This is a genomic window from Micromonospora sp. R311 (genome assembly GCF_056780015.1).
Map to the genome: position 1 here is coordinate 39,357 of NZ_JBSWCE010000017.1, position 18,165 is coordinate 57,521.

General features: G+C 74.0%; 22 protein-coding genes. 6 read left to right on the top strand and 16 right to left on the bottom strand.

Translation table 11 applies throughout. The features are described 5' to 3' along the window. Nucleotides 1–19 precede the first annotated feature (19 nt). Entirely contained in the window at nucleotides 20–817 is a 798-nt protein-coding gene (locus tag AC1WTP_RS16220; RefSeq protein WP_481650090.1) for an alpha/beta hydrolase family protein, read from the bottom strand. 86 nt (nucleotides 818–903) lie between these two features. Between AC1WTP_RS16220 and AC1WTP_RS16225 the strand changes: the two genes are divergently transcribed. Continuing rightward, a complete protein-coding gene (locus tag AC1WTP_RS16225) occupies nucleotides 904–1,503 on the top strand; it encodes a bacterial proteasome activator family protein (protein ID WP_481650091.1) in 600 nt (199 codons plus the stop codon). Nucleotides 1,504–1,508: 5 nt separating this feature from the next. On the opposite strand, the gene AC1WTP_RS16230 is transcribed toward AC1WTP_RS16225, so the two are convergent. Together AC1WTP_RS16230 and AC1WTP_RS16235 are read right to left on the bottom strand one after the other, a co-directional pair. Next, nucleotides 1,509–2,321, bottom strand: a complete 813-nt coding sequence (locus AC1WTP_RS16230) for an HAD family hydrolase (protein ID WP_481650092.1) — start codon at nucleotides 2,319–2,321, stop codon at nucleotides 1,509–1,511. Continuing rightward, on the bottom strand, nucleotides 2,321–3,142 hold the full coding sequence (locus AC1WTP_RS16235) for an HAD family hydrolase (protein WP_481650093.1): 822 nt from the start codon (nucleotides 3,140–3,142) through the stop codon (nucleotides 2,321–2,323). Before AC1WTP_RS16235 ends, AC1WTP_RS16230 begins: the two co-directional genes overlap by 1 nt. Nucleotides 3,143–3,347: 205 nt before the next feature. Here AC1WTP_RS16235 and AC1WTP_RS16240 point away from each other — a divergent pair, with 205 nt between their 5' ends. Further along, nucleotides 3,348–3,869, top strand: coding sequence for a GNAT family N-acetyltransferase (locus AC1WTP_RS16240; RefSeq protein ID WP_481650094.1), 522 nt, complete (start codon nucleotides 3,348–3,350; stop codon nucleotides 3,867–3,869). A gap of 50 nt (nucleotides 3,870–3,919) precedes the next feature. Here AC1WTP_RS16240 and AC1WTP_RS16245 read toward each other — a convergent pair whose 3' ends face one another. Continuing rightward, nucleotides 3,920–4,654, bottom strand: coding sequence for a hypothetical protein (locus AC1WTP_RS16245; protein ID WP_481650095.1), 735 nt, complete (start codon nucleotides 4,652–4,654; stop codon nucleotides 3,920–3,922). A 113-nt stretch (nucleotides 4,655–4,767) separates the two neighbouring features. Between AC1WTP_RS16245 and AC1WTP_RS16250 the strand changes: the two genes are divergently transcribed. The 3 genes from AC1WTP_RS16250 to AC1WTP_RS16260 all read left to right on the top strand — a co-directional run bounded on the left by AC1WTP_RS16250 (nucleotide 4,768) and on the right by AC1WTP_RS16260 (nucleotide 6,463). Further along, nucleotides 4,768–5,199, top strand: coding sequence for an OsmC family protein (locus AC1WTP_RS16250; protein WP_447138150.1), 432 nt, complete (start codon nucleotides 4,768–4,770; stop codon nucleotides 5,197–5,199). 121 nt (nucleotides 5,200–5,320) lie between these two features. Beyond that, nucleotides 5,321–5,668: a metallopeptidase family protein gene (locus AC1WTP_RS16255; RefSeq protein ID WP_481650189.1), complete on the top strand. Its 348-nt coding sequence runs from the start codon at nucleotides 5,321–5,323 to the stop codon at nucleotides 5,666–5,668. A 72-nt stretch (nucleotides 5,669–5,740) separates the two neighbouring features. Beyond that, nucleotides 5,741–6,463, top strand: coding sequence for an AIM24 family protein (locus AC1WTP_RS16260; protein WP_481650096.1), 723 nt, complete (start codon nucleotides 5,741–5,743; stop codon nucleotides 6,461–6,463). Nucleotides 6,464–6,502: 39 nt separating this feature from the next. Here the strand turns inward: AC1WTP_RS16260 and pheA are convergent, their stop codons facing one another. The 5 genes from pheA to AC1WTP_RS16285 form a co-directional block, all read right to left on the bottom strand. Further along, on the bottom strand, nucleotides 6,503–7,459 hold the full coding sequence (gene pheA / locus AC1WTP_RS16265; protein WP_481650097.1) for a prephenate dehydratase: 957 nt from the start codon (nucleotides 7,457–7,459) through the stop codon (nucleotides 6,503–6,505). Nucleotides 7,460–7,469: 10 nt separating this feature from the next. Next, complete coding sequence (locus AC1WTP_RS16270) at nucleotides 7,470–8,060, bottom strand: hypothetical protein (protein WP_481650098.1); 591 nt, start codon at nucleotides 8,058–8,060, stop codon at nucleotides 7,470–7,472. Nucleotides 8,061–8,157: 97 nt separating this feature from the next. After that, nucleotides 8,158–8,547, bottom strand: coding sequence for an ACT domain-containing protein (locus AC1WTP_RS16275; RefSeq protein WP_481650099.1), 390 nt, complete (start codon nucleotides 8,545–8,547; stop codon nucleotides 8,158–8,160). A 76-nt stretch (nucleotides 8,548–8,623) separates the two neighbouring features. Further along, entirely contained in the window at nucleotides 8,624–9,082 is a 459-nt protein-coding gene (locus AC1WTP_RS16280) for a hypothetical protein (RefSeq protein ID WP_481650100.1), read from the bottom strand. Nucleotides 9,083–9,256: 174 nt separating this feature from the next. Then, nucleotides 9,257–9,997: a hypothetical protein gene (locus AC1WTP_RS16285; RefSeq protein WP_447138155.1), complete on the bottom strand. Its 741-nt coding sequence runs from the start codon at nucleotides 9,995–9,997 to the stop codon at nucleotides 9,257–9,259. Nucleotides 9,998–10,205: 208 nt separating this feature from the next. Here AC1WTP_RS16285 and AC1WTP_RS16290 point away from each other — a divergent pair, with 208 nt between their 5' ends. Next, complete coding sequence (locus tag AC1WTP_RS16290) at nucleotides 10,206–11,372, top strand: arginine deiminase (RefSeq protein ID WP_481650190.1); 1,167 nt, start codon at nucleotides 10,206–10,208, stop codon at nucleotides 11,370–11,372. A gap of 20 nt (nucleotides 11,373–11,392) precedes the next feature. On the opposite strand, the gene AC1WTP_RS16295 is transcribed toward AC1WTP_RS16290, so the two are convergent. The 7 genes from AC1WTP_RS16295 to AC1WTP_RS16325 form a co-directional block, all read right to left on the bottom strand. After that, nucleotides 11,393–12,277, bottom strand: a complete 885-nt coding sequence (locus AC1WTP_RS16295; RefSeq protein ID WP_481650101.1) for a DUF5926 family protein — start codon at nucleotides 12,275–12,277, stop codon at nucleotides 11,393–11,395. 61 nt (nucleotides 12,278–12,338) lie between these two features. Then, entirely contained in the window at nucleotides 12,339–12,755 is a 417-nt protein-coding gene (locus AC1WTP_RS16300; RefSeq protein WP_481650191.1) for an ATP-binding protein, read from the bottom strand. Nucleotides 12,756–12,818: 63 nt separating this feature from the next. Continuing rightward, nucleotides 12,819–14,276: a PAS domain-containing sensor histidine kinase gene (locus AC1WTP_RS16305; protein ID WP_481650102.1), complete on the bottom strand. Its 1,458-nt coding sequence runs from the start codon at nucleotides 14,274–14,276 to the stop codon at nucleotides 12,819–12,821. A 125-nt stretch (nucleotides 14,277–14,401) separates the two neighbouring features. Next, the gene (locus AC1WTP_RS16310) at nucleotides 14,402–15,193 is read right to left on the bottom strand and encodes a glycerophosphodiester phosphodiesterase (RefSeq protein ID WP_481650103.1); all 792 of its coding nucleotides are present in this window, start codon (nucleotides 15,191–15,193) and stop codon (nucleotides 14,402–14,404) included. Nucleotides 15,194–15,202: 9 nt separating this feature from the next. Continuing rightward, nucleotides 15,203–15,538, bottom strand: a complete 336-nt coding sequence (locus AC1WTP_RS16315; RefSeq protein ID WP_447138159.1) for a rhodanese-like domain-containing protein — start codon at nucleotides 15,536–15,538, stop codon at nucleotides 15,203–15,205. A gap of 58 nt (nucleotides 15,539–15,596) precedes the next feature. Then, nucleotides 15,597–16,538: an LCP family protein gene (locus tag AC1WTP_RS16320; RefSeq protein WP_481650104.1), complete on the bottom strand. Its 942-nt coding sequence runs from the start codon at nucleotides 16,536–16,538 to the stop codon at nucleotides 15,597–15,599. Between the two features lie 256 nt (nucleotides 16,539–16,794). After that, a complete protein-coding gene (locus AC1WTP_RS16325) occupies nucleotides 16,795–18,012 on the bottom strand; it encodes an LCP family protein (RefSeq protein ID WP_481650105.1) in 1,218 nt (405 codons plus the stop codon). Nucleotides 18,013–18,165: the final 153 nt, after the last annotated feature.

An 18,165-nucleotide genomic window follows, 5' to 3' on the forward strand; every position in this document is an offset into this window, starting at 1 on the left:
GGCGACGCTGCGTCAATGCTTAGTGATCTTCATGCAAGCTTCGGAAAGCGGTTGTTACCTCCGGCCAGGCCGTCGACTCCGGGTCGATAAGCCCGAAATGCTCGCATTCCGATAGCTCGACCAGCCGGATATCGCCGCCGGCTGCCCGGTCGGCGGCGACGAAGCTCCGGCTCATGGCCGCCGGCACCTGTTCGTCAAGCGCGCCATGCACGACTACTGTCCGTGTTCGCAGTGGTACCAACGACCGTGGATCGCTGGTGGCGTACCGGTCCGGGAACTCCGCCGGTCCGCCGCCGAGCAGCGCGGCCACCGCGCCGCCGTCCAGGTCCAGCCGGTACGCCTCGGCGAGGTCGCTGACCGGGGCGAGGGCCAGCACCCCGCCGACCGCCGCCGGAACCGTGGCCGCCGCGTAGAGCGCGAGCTGGCCTCCGGCCGAGTGGCCGACCAGGATCGGCGACCCGGCCGCCACCCGGCCGGGCATGGCGTCGGCCGCCAGCCCGGGCAGCGCGGCCACGCCGGCCACCACGTCGGCCAGGGTGCCCGGCCAGCCGCCGCCCGGTTGACCGGTCCGGCGGTACTCCAGTTGCGCCACCGGGTGCCCCAGCGCGGCCAGCGCGGCGGCCAGCGGGCCGGTGTGCGTCCGGTCGTACTCCGCCCGCCAGAAGCCGCCGTGCACCACCACCACGAGCCGTCGGGCCGGTCCGTCGCCGGCCGGGCGGCGCAGGTCGGCGATCTGGTCCGGGTGCGCGCCGTAGGCGACGGTGTGGTCCGGCGCCGGTGCCGGGCGGGTGAGGACGGCGCGGGGGTCGGCGGGCATGGGCCAGACGGTAGCGCGCCCGCCCGGGTGGTTCCCCGCCACCGACCCCGGTCCCGGCGCGCACGGACGGGGCCGGCTGGGTAAAGATGGATCCCATGACCGAAGCGCATTCCGCTGGACAGAACGACGAGCCGGACGCCGACGGCGCCGGTCACTCCGGCACCGTGGTGGTGGTCGGCCCGGACGGCCGGCCGGTCGGCACCGTGCAGACCGAGGAGGGGCAGGGCGAGGACCCGACCCGGCTGGTCGAGCAGCCGGCCAAGGTGATGCGGATCGGCAGCATGATCAAGCAGCTGCTGGAGGAGGTCAAGGCGGCTCCGCTGGACGACGCCAGCCGCAACCGGATGCGGGAGATCCACGAGCGCTCGATCGTCGAGCTGAAGGAGGGCCTCGCCCCCGAGCTGCGCGAGGAACTGGAGCGGATCTCGCTGCCCTTCACCGAGGAGCAGACGCCGAGCGAGGGCGAGCTGCGCATCGCGCACGCCCAGCTGGTCGGCTGGCTCGAGGGCCTGTTCCACGGCATCCAGGCGGCCCTGGTCGCCCAGCAGATGGCCGCCCGGGTGCAGCTCGAGCAGATGCGCTCCGGCCGGCAGGCGCTGCCGAGCGGGCCGGGCGGGATGGTGCCCGGGATGCCGGGCATGGGCCAGCAGGGCACCGAGGGGCACAGCACCGGCCAGTACCTCTGACCGGCTCAGCCCACCCCGAAGACCTGCTCCAGATACGCGGCCACGCCGTCCGCGGAGTTCGCCGAGGTGACCTCGTCGGCGATCTCCAGGACGGCGCGGTGCGCGTTGGCCACCGCCACCCCGCGGCCGGCCCAGGTCAGCATCGGCACGTCGTTGGGCATGTCGCCGAAGGCCAGCACGTCCCGGGCGTCGATGCCGAGCCGGGCGCAGTACCAGGCCAGCCCGGCCGCCTTCGTCACCCCGGCCGCGGAGATCTCCACCAGCCCGGAGTACGACGAGTGGGTGGCCTCCGCCAGCCCCTCCAGCGCTCCCGCCACGAGCGCCAGGAACGCGTCCGGGTCCTGCTGGCCGGCGCGGGCCAGCAGCTTCACCGCCGGGGCGGCGAGCAGCTCCTCGGGAGTCTCGACCGCCCGGATCGCGGCGTGGTCGGCGTCCCAGCGCAGCGGGTAGCCCGCCTCGTGCCGCATCTGCCGGCTGTCGACGATCTCCACCGCGAAGCTCACCCCGGGCACCTCGGCGCGGAGCCGGCGGGCCACCTCGGCGAGCAGTTCCGGGGCGAGCGGGTCGGCGCGGAGCACCTCGTCGGCGGCCGGGTCGTAGACCACCGCGCCGTTGGCGCAGATCGCCGGCAGCGGCTCGGCCAGCTGGTCGTACACCAGCTTGAGCCAGCGGATGGGACGGCCGGTGACCAGCACGACCGGCGTGCCCCGCGCGGCGATCCGGGCCAGCACCGCGGCCGTGCGTGGGCTCACCGTCCGGTCGTCGGCGAGCAGCGTGCCGTCGATGTCGGTGGCGATCAGCCGGGGTGTCTCTCCCATCAGCGGGACAGTAGCCGATCGAGGTACACCGCCACCCCGTCGTCGTCGTTGCGCAGGGTGATCTCGTCGGCGGCGGCCCGGACCGCCGGGTGGGCGTTCGCCACCGCCACCCGGGCCCAGCCGGCCCACTCGAACATCGGCAGGTCGTTCGGCATGTCGCCGAAGACCAGCACCTCGGCCGGATCGACCCCGAGGGTCTGCGCCACCACCGCGAGGCCGGTGGACTTGTCCACCCCGGGCGGGCAGATCTCGACGAAGCCGAGCCCCGCCTGGGTGAGCGTGGCCACCTCCGGCGGCACGATCCGGCGCGCCCGCGCCAGCAACTCGTCGACATGGTGGTCGGCGGTCCGGACGAACGCCTTGATCACGTCGCAGGAGAGGCACTCCGCCCGGCTGCGCGCCTCGAACCGGTCCTGGTAGGGCCAGCTCGGGTGGTAGTCGCCCCAGAGCGGGGCGTCGGGCTCGTCCGACGCCTCGACCATCACGGTGAGCGGCCCCACCGCGGCCTCCAGGTCGGCCAGCAGCCGGGCCAGCACCTCGCCGGAGAGCCGCTCGTCGCGCAGCACCACCGGGCCGGCCGGGTCGCTCTGGTCGACCACCCGGCCGCCGCCGGCCATCACCAGGAAGTCCGCGGCGCGGATGTCGTTCCGGGTCAGCTCGGTCAGCCGGGGTCCGCGGCCGGTCGCGCCGACCACCGGGATCCCGGCGGCCCGCACCCGGTCGAGCACCCCGTGGGTGTACGCGGAGACCGTGTCGTCGGTGCGGACGAGCGTCCCGTCGAGATCGGTGGCGATCAGCTTGGGCAGTCCCGGGCGGGTCATGTTTCCTCCTTCGCCCGCCGCCGTCGCAGCCAGCCGTCGTGGTCCTGAAGTGCCTCGACCCTTCCGACGGCGGGCAGCAACCGTACCTCGCGGAACAGGCCGCAACCATGGCTTCCCGGCGAATCGGGTGCCAACGGGCGACGGACCCCGGGTGACGTTCCGCGCCCCGCCGCGGCGGCCCGGCGACCGGCCGTACGGTTACCGGGTGGCAGAACGGGACTGGCCGGTGGCGGAGGTCATCGGCACCGAACGGCTGGTGCTGGAGCCGCTCCGGGTGGACCACGCCGAGGAGCTCGCCCCGCTCCTCGACGACCCGGTGCTGCACGAGTACATCGGTGGCCGGCCGGCGAGCCTGGACGAGTTGCGGGAGCGCTACCGGCGGCAGGTGACCGGCCGCTCGCCGGACGGCACCCAGGGCTGGTTGAACTGGGTGGTCCGGCACCGGGACACCGGCGTGGCGGTGGGCACCGTGCAAGCCACCCTCCGGCTCGACGGCGACCGGCCGGTTGCCGAACTGGCCTGGGTGGTGGCCGCCCCGGAACAGGGTCGCGGCTACGCCGGCGAGGCGACCGCCGGCATGGTCGGCTGGCTGGAGGGGCACGGCGTACGGGCGCTGCTCGCGCACGTGCATCCCGACCACCGGGCCTCCGCCCGGGTCGCCGAGCGGCTCGGGTTGCGCGCCACCGAGGTCGTGGTGGACGGCGAGATCCGCTGGGTGACGCCCTGAGCGCCGCCCGGGGCGGTCCGGGCGGCCGCCGGGCGGGGCAGCCGCCCCGGTCAGATCGGCGGTTCGGGGCGGGCGAACGGGATGGCCGGCCCGACGGTGAGGTCGGCCGGCGGTGGCAGGTCGTCCTCCGCCGTCGCGCGCCCGGGCCGGCGCCGGCGGCCGCGGAGCACCGGCTCGCCGGGCTCCGGGTCGGCCTCCTCGCCGTCCGGCGGTACGGCCCGGACCGGGGTCAGCTTGAGCGCCGCGGCGAAGAGCACGCAGGCGACGAACGCCATCACCAGCCCCCGGCCGTACTCGACCCGGAAGCCGTCCTCGGTGGAGTAGAAGAGGGTGCGCTGGCTCGTGTCGTCGAGCGCGGCGGCGGTCGCGGCCAGCAGGGTCAGCAGCGCCCCGGCCAGGGTCAGGCCGGCGATCCGGGCGTTCGTCCGGACGGCCGGGGTGCCGCGCAGCGCGAGCCCGACCGCGCAGGCCAACCCGAGCAGCCCGACCAGGTAGCCGACCCCGAAGCCGCCCACGTCGGACACCCCGCCGGGCACCTGTACCGAGGTGTTCCCCTCCGGGCCGGCGTTGGGCAGGGTCATCACCAGCCACTCGCCGACCAGCGACGCGCCGGCGGCCACCGCGCCGAGCCCGGCCAGCAGCGGGGGCAGCCGGCGGTCGGCGGCCAGGCCGGCGAGCACCCGGCCGAACCGGCCCGCCGGGGCTGGTTCAGCCGCGCCCCACTCCACGACGGCCGTACCGTCGGACCGGTCTTCCTGCCGTGGGATGGGGAGATCCTGGGACATCGGTCACCCTTCCGCGTTCGCGGGCCTGAGCCGAATCATGACACAGGCGGCAGGGTGGGACGTGGATCGCGAACGGTCGCAGGGGGCAACTCCTTTCGGCTAGCGTTCGGGGCATGCCTATCCGTACCGCTTCCGCACGTTGGCAGGGCAACCTCACCGAGGGGTCCGGCACGATCCGCACCGGCAAGGGCGGGGTCGAGGGGAACTACTCCTTCAAGTCGCGCTTCGAGGAGGGTGAGGGCACCAACCCCGAGGAGTTGATCGGCGCCGCGCACGCCGGCTGCTTCTCGATGGCCTTCTCCAAGGCGCTCGCCGACGCCGGCTCGACGCCGACCTCGGTGGAGACCACCGCCAAGGTCCACCTGGACAAGACCGACGCCGGGATGACCGTGACCCGGATCGACCTGGAGACCGTCGGCCAGGTGCCCGGCATCGACGACAGCGAGTTCCAGAAGCTCGCCGAGGCCGCCAAGGCGAACTGCCCGATCTCCCGCCTGCTGTCGCCGGGCGCCGAGATCACCCTTACCGCCCGCCTCACCTCCTGACCCGACCCCGCACCTCCCGCGAGAGTGGCCGTCCCACCCGGACGGCCACTCTTTCCGGACGGCCGCGCGGATCTTGGCCGGGTCCGGAGCGGCGGCGGTCGGGCAGAATGGGTGGGTGCCGGTGGAGATGAGCCGCGAACGCTTCGAGGAACTGGTCGGCGACGCGCTCGACGAGGTCCCCGAGGAACTGCTCGGCCTGATGAACAACGTCGTGATCCTGGTGGAGGACGACCCGCCGCCCGGCGACGAGGAACTGCTCGGCCTCTACGAGGGGCACGCCCTCACCGAGCGGGGCTGGGACTACGCCGGGGTGCTGCCGGACCGCATCCTGATCTACCGGCACCCGATCCTGCGCATCTGCGACACCGACGACGACGTGATCGACGAGGTCGCGGTGACCGTGGTGCACGAGATCGCCCACCACTTCGGCATCGACGACGCGCGCCTGCACGAGCTGGGCTGGGCCTGAGCGGCCGATGCCGCCGGTTGCGGGTCTGACCTACCTTCGCAGGCAGGCATCACGACCTCAGGAGGCACTTTCATGCGCAGCGAGCTGTTCTCGGCGGAGAACCTGGAGAAGGAGTCCGCGCAGCCCGGCATGCGGCTGCAGAACTCCAAGATGTTGAAGATCGAGCTCAACGGTGAGGCGATGGCCCGGGTCGGGTCGATGGTCGCCTACCAGGGGCAGGTGCAGTTCCAGGCGCTCGGCTCGGGCGGGCTCGGCAAGTTCCTCAAGCAGAAGCTCACCGGCGAGGGCGTGCCGCTGATGAAGGTCACCGGCCGCGGTGACGTCTTCCTCGCCGACTTCGCCAAGGACGTGCACGTCATCGACCTTGAGCCGGGCGACGCGCTCTCCATCAACGGCTCCAGCGTGCTGGCCTTCGACTCGACCCTGCAGTACGACATCCGGATGGTCGGCGGCGCCGGCATGGCCTCCTCGTCCGGCCTCTTCAACTGCGTCTTCAGCGGCCACGGCCGGATCGCCATCACGACCAAGGGCACCCCGGTGGTGCTCAACGTGGACGCCCCCACCTACGTCGACCCGCAGGCCGCGGTCTGCTGGTCGGCCAACCTGCAGACCGGCTACCACCGGGCCGAGCAGCTCGGCCTCGGCACGCTGCTCGGCCGGCGCACCGGCGAGGCGTTCACGATGAGCTTCGCCGGCCAGGGCTTCGTCGTGGTGCAGCCGTCCGAGGAGCCGCCGATCATGGGCAGCGGTGCGCAGGAGCAGCAGGGCGGCCTGCTCGGCGGCCTGCTCAGCTGACCGGTCCGGGGCGCTCCGCCTTCGCGGGGCGCCCCGCGCTCAGCTCAGCTCGCCGGCGCGCAGCCGGGCGAGCCACGCCGCGGCGTCCGCGTAGTCGGCGTCGGAGAGACCGGCGGGAGCGGGGACGGGCCGGTCACCCGCCGTCGGTGTCCAGCGGTGCCTCGGGTACGAGCCGAGGAAGCGCACGTCGGCGCAGACCCGCCGCAGCCCCTGCAAGGCCTCGCCGAGCCGGACGTCGGCGACGTGCCCGGTGCAGTCGAGGAAGAAGACGTAGCGGCCCAGCGCCTCACCGGTCGGCCGGGACTCGATCCGGGTCAGGTTGACCCCCCGGACGGCCAGTTCCATCAGCACGGACAGCAGCGCGCCCACCCGGTCGTGGGCGATGTAGACGGCCAGCGACGTGACATCGTCGCCGGTCGGCGGCGGCGGCGGGCCGGGGCGGGAGACCAGCGCGAACCGGGTCACCGCGTCCGGATGGTCGGCGATCTTGTCGGCCAGCACGGCCAGCCGGTGCCGGGCCGCCCCGATCGGCGCGCAGATCGCCGCGTCGTAGTCGCCGGCGGCGGCCCCGGCCGCGGCGGCGCCGTTGGAGAGCACGTCGACCACCACCGCGTCGGGCAGGTGCTCCCGCAGCCAGCCCCGGCACTGGGTGGACGCCTGCGGATGGGCGGCGACGGTCTGCACCGAGGTCAGCGACGCGCCGGCCCGGGCGCCGAGGACGAACTCCACGGGCAGGATCACCTCGCGGGTGATCACCAGTGGGTCCCCCTCGGCCAACTCGTCCAGGGTCACCCCCACCGCGCCGCCGATGGAGTTCTCCAGCGGCACCAGCGCGGCGTCCGCGTCCCCGGCCCGTACGCTCTCCAGCGCCTCGGGGACGCTGCGGGCGGGCGTGCGGCTGCCGCGCTCGGCGGCGGGGACGGTGCGCAGCGCCTGCTCGGCGAAGGTGCCCTCCGGACCGAGGTAGACGAAGCGCGTCGGCGGTGTACCCGGCATGGCGAACAGCCTACGCACCCGGTACGCCGAGCGTGCCGCCCTCGCAGGCCAGGTTCCGGATCCCGGGCGGGCCGGCCGCCCGGACCTCCGCGGTGCACACGTCGGTGCCCGCGGTGACCAGCTGCGGGGCGCTCCCCGGGCCCCGGGTGACCACCTGGAGCTGCTCGTGACCGGTCACGTCGAGGAGCGTGTACTGCCAGTCGGCGGCGCAGAGCGGCCCGCTGCGTACCTGTACCCGCACGTCGGCGGGGAGCACCCCGCCCCGGCCGCGGACCAGGTCGACCACCCGCCCGCCGGTCGGCCCGTTCGGGCAGGCCACCGCCACCAGCCCGGCGTCGGCCGTCGGGGTGGGCGTGCCGAGCCCGGGCAGGCCGGACGGGTTGACCGGGGAGGGTGCGGTGCCGGCCGGCGTCGGGGCGGCCGTCCGGCTCGGGGCGGCCGCCGGCGTGGGCGAGGCGGTGCGCAGCTCCGGCGGGGTGCCGCAGCCGGCGAGCACCGTGACGACCAGCGGGGCGAGCACCGCGAGCCGGCGGCGCGGGCTGCGCGGCCGGACACGGTGGGACGATCCGTGCGGAGCGCGGCGGGGTGGGGTGGGCGGCACGGGGGGTCCTCGGACATCGGAGATCGTCGTTGCGGCCGGGGGGTGGCCCAGCCCATCGTAGGAGGATCGGCCGGCGCGGTGAAGCGGTGGCCGGAGCTCAGCCCAGGACGCGGTGCCCGGCGCGTTCCAGCGCGGTGGTGGCCGCGCCGAGGCGCACCGCCGGGACGAGCAGGTAGTCGGTGTCGAAGCTGGAGAACGCCATCGCGCTGACCCGGGCCTCGGCCAGCGGATCCACCAGTGCGGCGAGGGTGCCGGTGACCGCGACGTCGACCGGCCCGGCCACCCGCAGGCACCGCCAGACCGTCTCGGTGGTGGTCCGGTCGGGCACCCGGTCGACGGGACAGATCAGCGAGATCCCGTCGGCCGTCCAGGTCACCGTGACGACGTCGCCGTCGCGCAGACCGCCCGACAGCCCCGTGGGCAGGGTGGAGTCGGCGGCCAACCGGCACACGGCGTACTCCCCCGGCAGCAGAGCGATATCGAGCATGAGGGCACCTTACGGCCTGGTCGCCGGCCGGCCCCAGCTTCGCCGCGTGCGGCGAGCCCCACACCGCCGCCGCAGGTCAGACCTCGGAGAAGAAGGTGAGCGAGCCGGCGACCGACCCGTCGGTGAGCACCGGGGTGGAGATCGCGTCGACGGTCGCGTCGGGCGCCCCGGTCGACGTGGCCTGGACGCGGAGCAGACCGCGGGCGAGCCGCCCCGAGGAGAGCGCGAGCAGCGGCGGAATCTTGTCGATCTCCTGCTCGGTCAGCACCCGCGGGTTGGCGGTGAAGTCGAGCAGCCGCAGCCCACCGCCGAGCAGCGGCAGCCCGATCACGTCCGCGGGCGCGCCGAGGCAGAGCAGCTCGCAGCCGGCGGCGGAGACCGCGACCACCTTCGTCTCGGCGTCGATCAGCAGGCACGGCTCGTCGGCGTGGGAGACGGTCAGTGACCACTGGCCGAAGTTGTCGGACTCCTGCTCTGTCGGTGTCCCGGCCGGGGGCGCGAGGACTTCCGAGAGCGAGAGTTCGACGTGGGCCACCGAGCCTCCTATGTACACCGACGGGCTGTCCACGCTAGCCGGTCGCCGGCCGGACGCCGATCGCGCGTGGGCCACCGGGCCGCCGGTGGTGATCGGTGCCCTGATCGGGCGGCCGGCGACGGCGCGACCGGCGGTGCCGGCGGCAACCCGGGCCGCGTGGCGTCGCCGGTGACGTTACCGCCGGTTGGCCGGCTTGTCAGCGGCCGTTCGGCCCTCCTCGTACCACCGGTAGTCGGCCGCTGGACGGTAGGTGCCGTTCAACCAGGTGCTCGGGTGCTGGGCGACCCGGGAGAGCTTCTCGGCGGTCGCCGGGCTGATCCGGTTGCCCGCGGCCACGAGCAGGCGGTCCAGCTCCCGGTGGGTGGCCATGAGGCAGTCCTTCGGCAGCCCGTAGACGCTGATGACGCCGGAGCCGACGAAGGTCAGCACCGGCGTCACCGGGATCGGGTGGCCCACCGCCGAACTGAGCGCCTTGCTGGCCCGCTTGGCGTCCCGGCGGGCCTCGGCGACGTAGGGCGGGCGCTTGCCGTTGATCTGCACCACGTCGCCGGCCACCAGCACCCGGGCCCGACCGTGGTCGGCGATGGTGACCGCGAAGAGCCCGCTCGGACCGATGGCCAGGAAGCCGGCCCGGTCGTCCTGGCCGTGGTCGAGCAGAACGTCGGCGACGTCGGTGCGCGGCCACTCGATGACGTGCCAGGCCGGGCCGAGGTGGTCGAGCTGGCCGAGGGCGCGCGCGCCGGCCGCCTCCAGCCGCCGCGCGCCCCGCTCCGCCCGCCGGCGGCGGGCCCACTCCAACGGGGACGGACGGGCCGGTGTGAGAACCCCCGGCGACTCCACCCGGGGGTGGGGCACCGCCGCGGGCGGCAGTGCCCGGGTGGGGGATACGGCTCGGCGAGCGGGAAAGACAGTCATCGCGACCTCCGGCAAAAGGTCCCTCGAAGTTATGTCCTCACTACCCTACGTTGCCAGTCCCGGGACTCGGCAAGTTGGAGCGCCGGAGTGAGTGTGGATGAATGCCATATTCATCCACAGTCGTTTTCTCGGATGCCGCCAAACCCTGCCCTACGCTGCGAGGGTGACCCACTACGTCGACAGCGAGGTCGGCCGGCTCGGCACCGTGATGCTGCACCGCCCCGGCCCGGAACTCGCCCGGCTCACCCCGCGCAACAACGACTCGCTCCTGTTCGACGCGATCCCCTGGGTGGGCCGCGCGCAGGAGGAGCACGACGCCTTCGCGGCGGCCCTGCGCGAGCGCGGGGTCGAGGTGCTCTACCTGGCCACCCTGCTGGCCGAGACGCTCGCCGTGGACGAGGCGCGGGCCGAGCTCACCGAGGAGGTGCTGCGCTCGCCCCGGCTCGGCGACACGCTGCGCGCCCGGGTCGCCGACCACCTCGCGTACCTCGACCCGGTGGCGCTGGCCGACGTGCTGATCGCCGGGCTGGCCCACGAGGAGCTGCGGCTCAGCCCGGAACGGCCGGGCGGCCTGGTCTACACGCTGATGGACCGGCACGACTTCGTCATCGACCCGTTGCCCAACCTGCTCTTCACCCGCGACTCGTCGCTCTGGATCGGCGACCGGGTCGGGGTGACCAGCCTGGCCATGCCGGCCCGGCGCCGGGAGGCCACGCTGACCGGCGCGATCTACCGCTACCACCCGCGCTTCGTCGGCACCGAGGCCGTCTACCACCCCAACCTGGAGCACCTGGAGGGCGGCGACGTGCTGCTGCTCGCGCCCGGCGTGCTCGCGGTGGGGGTGGGCGAGCGGACCACCCCGGCCGGCGCCGAGCGCCTCGCCCGGCAGGTCTTCGCCGCCGGGCTGGCGCACACCATCCTGGTCGTGCCGATCGCGCAGGAGCGGGCCACCATGCACCTGGACACCGTCTGCACGATGGTCGACGTGGACGCCGTGCTGATGTATCCGAACGTGGCGAACACGCTCTCGGCGTACACCGTGATCGCCGGCGCGGACGGCGAGGACCCGCGGGTGGACGGCCCGGCGCCGTTCCTGCGGGCCGCCGCCGACGCGATGGACCTCGACCAGCTCCGGGTCATCGACACCGGCCTGGACCCGGTCACCGCCGAACGCGAGCAGTGGGACGACGGCAACAACACCCTCGCCCTCGCCCCCCGGCTCTGCGTCGGGTACGAGCGCAACGTGGAGACCAACGCGCAGCTGGAGCGGGCCGGCATCGAGGTGATCCCGATCGCCGGTTCGGAGCTCGGCTCCGGCCGGGGCGGGCCGCGCTGCATGTCCTGCCCGCTGGTCCGCGAGCCGCTGCGCGGCTGACCGGCCGCCCCCGCCTCGGGTCAGCGCAGGGTGAGCTGGCGACCGAGCAGGCCCTGGCGGGCCCGGCGACCGGCGGCGTCCAGCGGGGTGGGGTCGGCGAGCGCCTCGGCGTACCGCTTGGCGAACTCGGCGACCGGGTCCTCCCACTCGCCGGCCGGCGTCTCCTCCGGCAGGTCCCAGACCGGCACCAGCCGCCCGTGCGCGCGGAACATGCCGGCGAACCGGGTGTCCCCGCCGAGGGTCAGCGTGCCGGCGGCGCCGAGCCGGGCCAGGGCGTCCAGCGCGGCGTCCTCGTCGTCGGGCAGCACCCAGCGCACGTGCGCCTTCTCCGGCACCTGGCACCAGTAGGCGGCCCGGGCGGCGGTCAGCCGGACGGTCGGGTAGATGGCGGCGTTGGCCCGTTCCAGGGATGCCTGCACGGTCGGGTCCTCGCCCGCGCCCGGGTCGAGCCAGAACTCGAACCCGTCGTGCATGGTGATCTCCAGCGGGCCGTCCACCAGGACGTCCTGCAACCGGGGGCCCGGGCCGGGCAGCGGGGGCACCGCCACCTGGCGACCCGGCTCGGTACGCAGCGCGCAGAGCAGCGCCTCGGCCAGGTCCCGGGAGACGTCACCGGACTGCTGGTGACGCTGGAGCCCGACGAACACCCGGCCGTCGGGCTTGGTCATCGCCGGAGCGGCCATCGGCAGCACGGTGGCGAGCGTGACCGGCCGGTCGCCGAACTCCTCGACCAGGTCGGGTACGAGGCGCAGCGGGGCGGAGGCGGCCGGCACCAGTTCGCGCAGGGCGATCCACTCCGGCTCGTCGGTCAGCCCCTCGAAGGGCCGGGGCACGAAGATGTCGCGCACCTTCTCCCGCTTCGGGGTGGCTTCGGCGGCTCGCTGGCTCTTTCGACGCTTGCTCACGGCGAGACAGCCTAGAGGCCGCAGCCGGGCGGCGTGGGCAGGACCCGCCCCCGGTGGCTGTTCAGCCGGCCACGACCAGGTCCGACCGGGCCACGCCGGCCGGCTCGAACTCGGCCCAGACGCTCTGCCCCAGGCCGTCGCGGTCCACGCCCCACCGGTCGGCCAGGCCGGAGACGATGTGCAGGCCCCGACCGTCGACCGCCTCCGGGTCCGCCGACCGGATCCGCGGGCCCGCGGCCGCGCCGCCGTCGGTCACCCGCAGCACGACCCGCTGGCCCTCGGCGGACGTCCACAGCCGCCAGGCCACCCGGACCACCCCGCCGGGCAGGGGGTCGGCGTGCCGGACGGCGTTGCCGACCAGTTCGGCCAGGACCGCAACCAGATCCGCCAGTAACGTCGGGGGTACGACCTCGGCCAGCTCCTCGGCGAGTCTCCGCCGGGCCAGCCGCGCCCCGGTGGCGTGGTGGGGCACGACCACACACCACGCCCGTTCGACCGCTCCCGTCGACACGCTCGCCCCTTCTCACCTCGCCGCCGCCGGTCACCCGCGGGGCAGCCGCACCTCTGCGACCGTACCGCCACCGGCCCTCGGTCGGAGGGATACCCATCCATTCTGCTGTTCAACGATCCGGCGGACGAGATAGAGACCGAGACCGGCGCCGGGATAGCGCCGCCGGTCCCCGGACTCGCCCTGCCAGAACCGGTCGAACGCCCGCTCGACGTGCTCCGGGCGGATGCCGATGCCCCGGTCGCTCACCCGGAACGAGACGGTCTGCCCGTCGGAGCCGGCGGTGACCTCGATCGGCGAACCGGGCGGGCTGTACTTGCCCGCGTTCGTGCTCAGCTCGGTGAGCACCGTCGCCAGGCTGGGCCGGTAGCCGAGCGCCTTGGGCAGGTCGGCCGGCAGGTCGAGGACCAGCCGGTGGCGCAGCTCGGCCGGCAGGTCGACCACCGCGGCCCGGAGCGCGTCACCGAGGTCGAACGGCGCGGGCGGGTCGTCGCCCGGCACGGGCTCGGCGGCGGAGGAGAGCAGCCGGTCGACCAGCCGGGCCAGCTCGTTGGCGCGCTGGCCGATCACCCGGGCGGCCTGCCGGCGGTCGGTGTCGGTCAGTGACTCCCAGTGGTCGGTGAGGGTGTCCGCGTACCCCTTGATCACGGTCACCGGGGTCCGCAGCTCGTGGCTGGTGACCGCGACGAACAGGTCCCGGTCGTGGTCGCGGCGCTGCTGGTCGGTGATGTCGCGGAAGGTGACCACGCGCAGGCTGCCCGGCCCGGGCAGCTCGCCGGAGGTGATCCGCAGCCACCGGCCGTCGGGCAGCCGGTGGTCGAGCACCTGCCCGGACGGCGGCAGCGGGAACGGCAGCGGCTGGCTGAGCGCCTGGCCGGCCGCCCGGCCGGTCACCTGGGCCGCGGCGGGGTTCCAGAGCCGGACGTGCCCGTCCCGGTCGACCACCGCCAGCCCGTCCGCGAGCGCGGCCACCACCGGGCCGTCGCCGTGCACCGGCAGCCCGCTCTGGTCGCCGTACATGTGCGCGATGCAGGAGGCGAGGTAGGCGAGCACGCCGTGCTGCGCGGTGCCCGGTTCCTCGTCGCCCGGTGGATAGAAGGCGTGCAGGCTGCCGACGGCGAGCCCGCCGATCTCCGCCCGGGAGATCACGATCCGGTGCAGTCCCCGGGCGACCAGCGCCTCGGGGATCTCGCCGGTGAGCTGGTCCGTCCGGACCTGCTGCACCCGGGGGCCGGAGAGCAGCCAGACGGTGGCCGGGTCGGCGGCCGCCAACGGCCGGCCGAGGGTCCACTCGACGGCACCGGTCGCGGCGATCACCCGGCCGCCGGCCGGCCCGAACTCCACGAACGCCATGCCCGCCGCGCCGAGCGCGGGCTGGGCCACCCGGAGCAGTTGGGTGAGCACCGGCAGCCCGGCGTCCCCAGAGTTGATCATCTCGATGACCACGGTGTGGCCGGCGATGAGTGCGGGGAAGTCGACGCGCTCCGGCATGCCCCGAGTGTGCCGCGCCGCCCCGCTTTCGCACACCCCCGCCCCGATCGACCCGGGGGCGACGGCAGCCGGCTCGGCCCTCGCGGTGGCCGTGGGCCGTCCCGGAGGGCGGGCCGTGCGGGCGGTCAGCGGCCGAGCCGGGCCAGCGTGTGCGCCGGGCGGTCGGTGATGATCCCGTCCACCCCGGCGGCGAGCACCAGGTCCAGGTCGGCCGGCTCGTTGACGGTCCAGACGTAGACCTGGTTGCCGGCCACGCGCAGCGCCGGCACCAGCGCCGGGCGGGCCCGCACCAGGCCGATCCCCGGGCCGGCGATCCGGGTGCCGAAGGGCAGCCGGCCCAGCCGCAGCCAGCGCGGCAGCACCTCCAGCAGCAGCACCGTGGGCAGCGCGGGGGCCAGATCCCGGATCCGGCGGACCGCCAGCGGGGAGAAGGACATCACGGTGACCTGTACCCGGTCGTCCGGTTTCGGTTCGGCGAGCCCGTACCGGCGCAGCAGGGCGACCAGCCGGCGCTCGACGTTCGAGCCGTACCGGGACGGGTGCTTGGTCTCCACCAGCAGCCGGACCGGCCGGCCGGCGGCCAGTACGGCGTCGAGCAGCCGCTCCAGGGTGAGCAGGCGGGTGTGCGACTCGTCGAGCACCTCGTCCCCGTCGGCCGGTACGCAGCCCGGGTGCCAGGAGCCGAAGTCCAGCGCCTCCAGTTCGGCGAGGGTACGCGCGCTGACCAGGCCCCGACCGTTGCTGGTCCGGTCCAGCCGACGGTCGTGCACGCAGACCAGGTGCCCGTCCCGGGTCAGCCGGACGTCGCACTCCAGCCCGTCGGCGCCCTCGTCGAGGGCGCGCAGGTAGGCGGCGAGGGTGTGCTCCGGCAGGTCGTACGAGGCACCGCGGTGCGCGAAGACCAGGGGTTCGGCCATCCCGTCCGCCTAGAGGACCCGCCCCGGCTGCCCGTCCTCGCCGACCACCGGCCGCCCGGCGGCGGCCCACTCGCCCATTCCGCCGGCCACGTTGCGCACCTGCTCCCAGCCGTTGCGCTGCAGGTAGGCGACGACCTGGGCGGAACGTCCGCCGGAGCGGCAGATGACCGCGACGTCGCGGTCGGTGGGCACCTCGGCCAGCCGGGACGGCAGCTCCATCATCGGCAGGTGGTGGGCGTCGGGGGCATGGCCGGCGGCCCACTCGTCGTCCTCCCGGACGTCGAGCAGGTAGGTGTCGTCGGCGATCTCGGGCACGGTCACGGTGGGAACCTGGGGTCCGAACACGGGTACCAAGCCTAGATCCTCGCCGGGCCGACCGCCGCAGCCGTGGCCGCCGGTCCGGTCACAACCGGGTCACCCAGCGGGGGTTGGCCCCGGCCCAATCGGCCACCTCGGCATCCCGGACCGCCTCGAAGAGCCCGTCGCCCCCGTTCTCCAGCACCACGTACGAGACCTGGTCGATGGTCTGTGGATGGGAGGGGACGTGCACGCCGCGCAGCGCGTCGGCGGGCAGGTCGTGCAGCGCGACGAGCAGGTCCTCCAGCGGCACGCCGTTGGTGTCCAGGGTCAGCGAGCCGCCCACCGCCCGGATCACCTGGTCGAGCTTGACCGGGTTGGTGCGCAGCCGGTTCTCCGAGGCGCGTTCCAGCATCGCCCGGAGCAGTTGCTGCTGGTGGGTCTGCCGGTCGTAGTCGCCGCCGGGCAGGTCGTAGCGCTGGCGCACGTAGTCCAGCGCCGTCGCCCCGTCCATCTGCTGACAGCCGGGGCTGAAGACGCGGTTGGTGTGGATCGAGCGGACCTCGGTCTGCACGCACATCCGCACCCCGCCGAGCAGGTCGATCACCTTCCGGAAGCCGGAGAAGTCGATCAGCGCCGCGCCGTCGAACCGGATCCCGGTCAGCCGGGCCAGCGTGGCGGAGAGCAACCGCGCGCCGCCCTCGCCACCCCCGCCGTGCTCGAACACGGCATTGATCTTGTCCTGCCCGCCGCCGAAGCCGTTCCGGCCGGGCGGGATGGCTACCAGCAGGTCCCGGGGGACGGAGATCAGGTACGCCGCCCGCAGCCCGGCCGGTACGTGCACGATGAGGATGGTGTCGGTGCGCTGGTCCGGGTTGCTGTTGCCGGGACGCGCGTCGGAGCCGACGAGCAGGTAGTTCAGTGGCCCGTCGAGGTCGGTCCGGTCCCGGCGGGCGGCCGGGTCGAGCAGCTGCTCGCGGAGCACGGCGCGGTCGTACCGGTCGGTCAGGGCGCGCAGGCCGAACACGGCGAGCCCGGCCAGCAGCACGAGCGCCAGCCCGACCCGGAGCAGGATGCGGGACCAGCGCGGCGGCGCGGTCCGGGCGCCCGCCCGGCTCCGTTCCCGTCCGTCCCGCCCCGACCTGGACGTGGCACCCTCCCCGCAGCCAGTACGTGAAACCTGCTCACGTCAGGCTACGGGCGCGCCAGACCGGATCGACCCGGTTTGTCGACATCCGTCCCGGCGGTCGCCGCGGCTGCCGCGACCCGGCCACCGCGAAGCGGATCAGGTGAAGCGGGCGCCGCTACTTGCGGGTGGAGATCACTCCGGGGTTGGCGAAGACGAACTCGGCCAGCTTGTCCTCCTTGACCGCCCGGAACATGGCCAGGGTCTCCTCGCTGAAGGTCTCCTTGCCCGCGCCGTCGCCGTGGAAGGTGCCGCCGTTGGTCTTCAGCATGGTCAACTCGTTGGCGCCGACCCCGCGCATGGTGAAGACGAAGTCGGCCACCGCCACCCCGTTGGTGTCCAGGATGAAGGCCTTGCCCGCCGCCTTGATCAGCTCGTTCAGCTTTGCCGGGTTGGTCAGCGTGCCGTTCTCGCTGGCCTTGCGGGCCATCGCCTTGATCAGCTGCTGCTGGTTCTGCTGGCGGTCGTAGTCGCCGTTCTTCAGGGTCTTGCGCTGGCGGGAGTAGTCCAGCGCCTCCCAGCCCTCCATCTCCCGGCAGCCCTTCTTGTGCACCACCGGGGTCCTCGGCTTGCCGGTCTTCTTGGCGTCCGCGTTCCACATCGGCTTGCCGTCGACGTACGACATGTGCAGCGACTGGACCTCCTGGCTGACGCAGATGCGCACCGAGCCGAGGGTTTCGATGATGTTCTTGAAGCCGCCGAAGTTGATGATCGCGGCGCCGTCGAAGCTGATCCCGGTCATCTTCTTGATGGTCTGCGCCATCAGCTGGGCGCCGCCCTCCCAGCCGCCGCCGTTGCGGGCGCCGGCCTGGAAGGCTGCGTTGATCTTGTCGACCCCGCCGGAGTAGCCGCTCTTCTTGAAGGCCGGGATCTGCGCCTCGGTGTCCCGGGGGATCGAGATCAGGTACGCCTGGTCGTGTGTCGCCGGGATGTGCAGCACGATGATGCTGTCCGCGCGGACGTCGTCGGCGGCCCACCGCTCCCGGGCGTCCACGCCCAGCAGCAGCATGTCGATCGGGCCGTCCAGGTTGGCGCCACCCTCGGCGTCGCTCTTGCCGGCGTCACCGAGCAGGTTCTGCTGGGCGATGTTGCCGGTGGCCTGGTTGATCAGTGCCTTGCTGCCGACGATGGCGATGCCGCTGGTCATCATCAGCACGGCGCCGAAGACCACGGTGAGCCGGGCCCAGAGCGGGTCCCTGCGACGCGGCCGCTTCTTGGCCGGACCGTCGCCGGTCTTCGTACCCTTCCGGGGCTGCGCCGGAATCGTCGTGGACACCCGGGCGGACGCGCGGGGTGGCTCCAGCGACGGGGGGCGTCGGCTGGTCTGAACCGGCATGCGTGCTCCAGCTCGCGTGATCAGGGGGCGGCACCACTGTACGTACGGTTTCCCGTCCTGGCGAGTTCGTCTCACCGCAATTTGCCGTTGTCCTGGCGGCCATCCAGGTGATCTGACCGAACGGACAGATCAATGCGGCCGGTCGGCGGTTGG